This is a genomic window from Streptomyces niveiscabiei (assembly GCF_001419795.1).
Classification (GTDB): Bacteria; Actinomycetota; Actinomycetes; order Streptomycetales; family Streptomycetaceae; genus Streptomyces; species Streptomyces niveiscabiei.
This window is the reverse complement of sequence record NZ_LIRL01000771.1, coordinates 1-3,697: the sequence shown is the minus strand read 5'-3', so window position 1 is coordinate 3,697 and position 3,697 is coordinate 1. Positions and strand designations below refer to the sequence as shown.

At 71.7% G+C, this 3,697-nt stretch carries 5 protein-coding genes; 4 read left to right on the top strand and 1 reads right to left on the bottom strand.

Features of this window, described 5'->3' with window-relative positions:
* Nucleotides 1-297 precede the first annotated feature (297 nt).
* Genes AOK24_RS33140 through AOK24_RS33130 form a run of 3 tightly spaced genes read left to right on the top strand, consistent with a single transcriptional unit; the run spans nt 298 to nt 2,806 of the window.
* Nucleotides 298-1,185 (top strand): ABC transporter substrate-binding protein, encoded by an 888-nt coding sequence (locus AOK24_RS33140; RefSeq protein WP_055723713.1) that lies wholly within the window; start codon nt 298-300, stop codon nt 1,183-1,185.
* Nucleotides 1,182-2,057 (top strand): amino acid ABC transporter permease, encoded by an 876-nt coding sequence (locus AOK24_RS33135; RefSeq protein WP_055723712.1) that lies wholly within the window; start codon nt 1,182-1,184, stop codon nt 2,055-2,057. Before AOK24_RS33140 ends, AOK24_RS33135 begins: the two co-directional genes overlap by 4 nt.
* Entirely contained in the window at nt 2,054-2,806 is a 753-nt protein-coding gene (locus AOK24_RS33130; RefSeq protein WP_275657936.1) for an amino acid ABC transporter ATP-binding protein, read from the top strand. Before AOK24_RS33135 ends, AOK24_RS33130 begins: the two co-directional genes overlap by 4 nt.
* 58 nt (nt 2,807-2,864) lie before the next feature.
* On the opposite strand, the gene aroQ is transcribed toward AOK24_RS33130, so the two are convergent.
* Nucleotides 2,865-3,332: a type II 3-dehydroquinate dehydratase gene (gene aroQ / locus AOK24_RS33125; RefSeq protein WP_055723711.1), complete on the bottom strand. Its 468-nt coding sequence runs from the start codon at nt 3,330-3,332 to the stop codon at nt 2,865-2,867.
* 96 nt (nt 3,333-3,428) lie between these two features.
* On the opposite strand from aroQ, the gene AOK24_RS33120 reads away from it, so the two are divergent.
* Nucleotides 3,429-3,697 (top strand): LD-carboxypeptidase (locus tag AOK24_RS33120; RefSeq protein WP_206191306.1); only part of this gene is annotated, 269 nt, incomplete at its 3' end.

The window sequence follows — 3,697 nt, the reverse complement described above, 5'->3', positions numbered from 1 at the left end:
CACCCACCCCGTAGAAGCCCCGTCTCCGCGCCCCGTGTGAATCGCGCACCCGCGCCGGGCCGCCGCACGCGCTCCCCGCGCGCGGGTGCGTGCGGTCCACTGGTCCACGTGCCCCGCGCGGGAAGACGGCTCCCGCTCGGCACGGGCCGCCGGTCTTTCGTATTCCCCGCCCTTGGCCGGCGGCCCAGGCACCTCTGGCGCCGCCCCGTTCACGTGAGCGCAACAGGCGTTCCCACTATGCGGACACCCACTGTCGTGAACTGGACAAACCGGCGCTTTCGCTGCCACTCTCCGGCCATGCGCCTCGTCCCCCGTGTCCAGCGCCGTGCTCTCACGGCCGCCGCCGTCGCCCTCCTCGCCACCGCCGTGGGCTGTGCTCCCCAGCCGGACGCCAAGGCGGGTGCGACGCCCTCCGGTTCGTCGTCCGGCGCCGCGTGCGCGAAGGGCGCCCTGGCGACCACGGCGTCCGGCAAGCTGACCGTCGGCACCGACACGCCCGCGTACGAACCGTGGTTCAAGGACGACAAGCCGTCCAACGGCCAGGGCTTCGAGTCGGCCGTCGCCTACGCGGTGGCACAGCGGTTGGGCTACGGCAAGAGTGCCGTCGTCTGGCAGACCGTGCCGTTCAACAAGGCGTTCGCGCCCGGCGTGAAGACCTTCGACTTCGACATCAACCAGGTGTCGGTCAGCGCCGAGCGCAGGAAGGCCGTCGACTTCTCGTCCGGCTACTACGACGTCCGCCAGGCCGTGATCGCGCTGAAGGGCACCAAGGCCGCGCAGGCGAAGAGCCTCGCCGACCTGAAGGGCCTCAAGCTGGGTGCCCAGGTCGGCACGACGAGCCTGGAGTACATCCAGGACGTGGTGAAGCCGGGCCAGGAGGCCGCCGCGTACGCCGAGAACGACCAGGCCAAGGCCGCGCTCCAGAACAAGCAGGTCGACGCGATCGTCGTGGACCTGCCGACCGCGTTCTACATCACCGGCGCCGAGATCACCGACGCCACGATCGTCGGCCAGTTCGAGCACCGGAGCGGCACTCCCGAGCAGTTCGGGCTGGTCCTCGACAAGGGCAGCGCGCTCACGCCCTGTGTGACGGCCGCCGTGGACGCCCTGCGCAAGGACGGCACGCTGGCGAAGCTGGAGCAGCAGTGGCTGTCCGACGCGGTCGACGCCCCGGTGCTCAAGTGACGGTCACCAAGACCGAGGCGGAGCACGCGTACACGCCGTCGGAGCGCCGGCTGGAGCGCGAGCGCTACCGGCGCGCGCGTGCGCGCAGGGCGACGGCGATCGCCGCGCTGTCGACGCTCGTCGTCGCCGTGGTGCTCTATCTGGTCGTCGTCAACGCGCCGGGCTGGCAGCGCACCAAGGAGACGTTCTTCGACGCGCACTACGCGCGCGAGGCGCTGCCCAAGGTCCTCGAAGGGCTGTGGCTGAACCTGCGGCTGCTGGTGGTCTGCGGGGCGGCCGTCCTGGTGCTGGGCATGCTGATCGCCATCGCGCGCACGCTGCGCGGCCCGGTGTTCTTCCCGCTGCGGGTGCTGGCCGCCGCCTACACGGACTTCTTCCGGGGCCTGCCGCTGATCATCAACCTGATGATCGTCGTCCTGGGCGTCCCCGCGCTGCGCCTCCAGGGGGTGACGGTCGATCCGGTGCTGCTGGGCGGTACGGCGCTGACGCTGACGTACTCGGCGTACGTTGCGGAGGTGTTCCGCGCGGGCATCGAGTCCGTGCACCCCTCGCAGCGCGCGGCGGCCCGCTCGCTGGGGCTGTCGAACCGGCAGGCGCTGCGCCACGTGGTGCTGCCGCAGGCGGTGCGCCGTCAGGTGCCGCCGCTGCTCAACGACCTGGTGTCCCTCCAGAAGGACACCGGCCTGGTGTCGATCGGCGGCGCGATCGACGCGGTGCGCGCGGCGGACATCATCGTCGGGCGGAGCCTGAACTACACGCCGTACATCGTCGCGGGGCTGCTGTTCGTGGCGCTGACGATCCCGATGACCCGGTTCACGGACTGGGTGACGGCGCGGATGGACCGTCAGCGGTCCCAGGGAGGTACGGCATGAGCGGCGCGCCGGTGCTGCGGATGGAGTCCGTGCGCAAGACGTTCGGCGGGTCCGTCGTCCTCAGGGACGTCGATCTGGAGGTCGCCCCGCACACCGTGACCGCGCTGATCGGCGCCTCCGGTTCGGGCAAGTCGACGCTGCTGCGGTGCGCGAACCTGCTGGAGGACATCGACGACGGCGCGATCTGGCTGGACGGCGAGGAGATCACCGACCCGCGCGTGGACCAGGACGCGGTGCGGCGCCGGATCGGCGTGGTCTTCCAGTCGTACAACCTGTTCCCGCACATGACGGTGCTGGAGAACATCACGCTCGCCCCGCGCCGCGTCCACGGCGTGCCCCGCGAGGAGGCCGAGGAACGGGCCAGGGAGCTCCTGGAGCGCCTCGGACTGGCCGGCAAGGCATCCGCGTACCCGGACAGGCTCAGCGGCGGCCAGCAGCAGCGTGTGGCGATCGTGCGGGCCCTCGCCGTACGGCCCCGGCTGCTGCTCCTCGACGAGATCACCGCCGCGCTCGACCCGGAGCTGGTCGGCGAGGTCCTGAACGTCGTCCGCGACCTGAAGGGCGACGGGATGACGATGGTGCTGGCCACCCACGAGATGGGCTTCGCGCGCGAGGTCGCCGACCAGGTCTGCTTCCTGGACGGCGGGGTCGTGCTGGAGCGCGGCAGCGCCGAGGAGATCTTCGGCGCGCCGCGGCAGGAGCGCACCCAGCGGTTCCTGCGGCGGATCGTGGAGGCCGGCCGCCTCTAGAGGGGCCACGGGTAAGGGGCGCCGTCCATGGCTGACGCCCCTTACCCGCACAGCCTGTTCACGCCTGCGCCGACCCCGCCAGCGCCGCGACCCGCTCCACCCCGAACACGTACCCCTGCACCCCGCACCCCGCGATCACCCCGTCCGCGCGCAGGGACACGTACGAGTGGTGCCGGAACGCCTCGCGCTGGTGGATGTTGGAGATGTGGACCTCGATGACCGGCAGCCCGTCGCAGGTGTTGAGGGCGTCGAGGATCGCGACGGAGGTGTGCGAGTAGGCGCCGGGGTTGATGACGATCCCGCAGTGGCTGAGCCGTGCCTCGTGGATCCAGTCGACGAGTTCGCCCTCGTGGTTGGACTGCCGGAGGTCGACCGTGCCGCCGTGCACGGCCGCCGCCTTGGCGCACAGGGCCTCGACGTCCGCGAGCGTGTCGGACCCGTAGATCTCCGGCTGGCGCTGCCCCAGGAGGTTCAGGTTGGGGCCGTTGAGGATCATGATCGGGGCGTTGGCCAGGGTGCGGGGCACGGTTCCTCCGGTCCGGTCGGGGCGGTCCGGCGGAGCCGCCGCTCACCTCCGGTTTATCACGGTGCGCCGTTCGGGTGAGGCCCGTACCGTGCGGTCATGGCAGCTCCCACGTATCCGCCCAAGCCGTCCCCCGGTGACCGTGTCGCCGTCGTCTCCCCCTCCGCCGGGCTGCCGGGCCTGTTCCCACGCCCCTTCGATCTCGGACTCGCGCGCCTGCGCGAGGAGTTCGGCCTCGTCCCGGTCGAGTACCCGACGACCCGGCGGATGGGTGCCACCCCGCGCGAGCGCGCCGCCGATCTGCACGCGGCCTTCGCTGACCCGGAGATCAAGGCGGTGATCGCGTCGATCGGCGGCGACGACCAGAT

Coding starts and splice junctions, on each gene's coding strand:
- AOK24_RS33130 (WP_275657936.1), top strand. CDS start 2,054: ATGAGCGGCGCGCCGGTGCTGCGGATGGAGTCCGTGCGCAAGACGTTC.
- AOK24_RS33140 (WP_055723713.1), top strand. CDS start 298: ATGCGCCTCGTCCCCCGTGTCCAGCGCCGTGCTCTCACGGCCGCCGCC.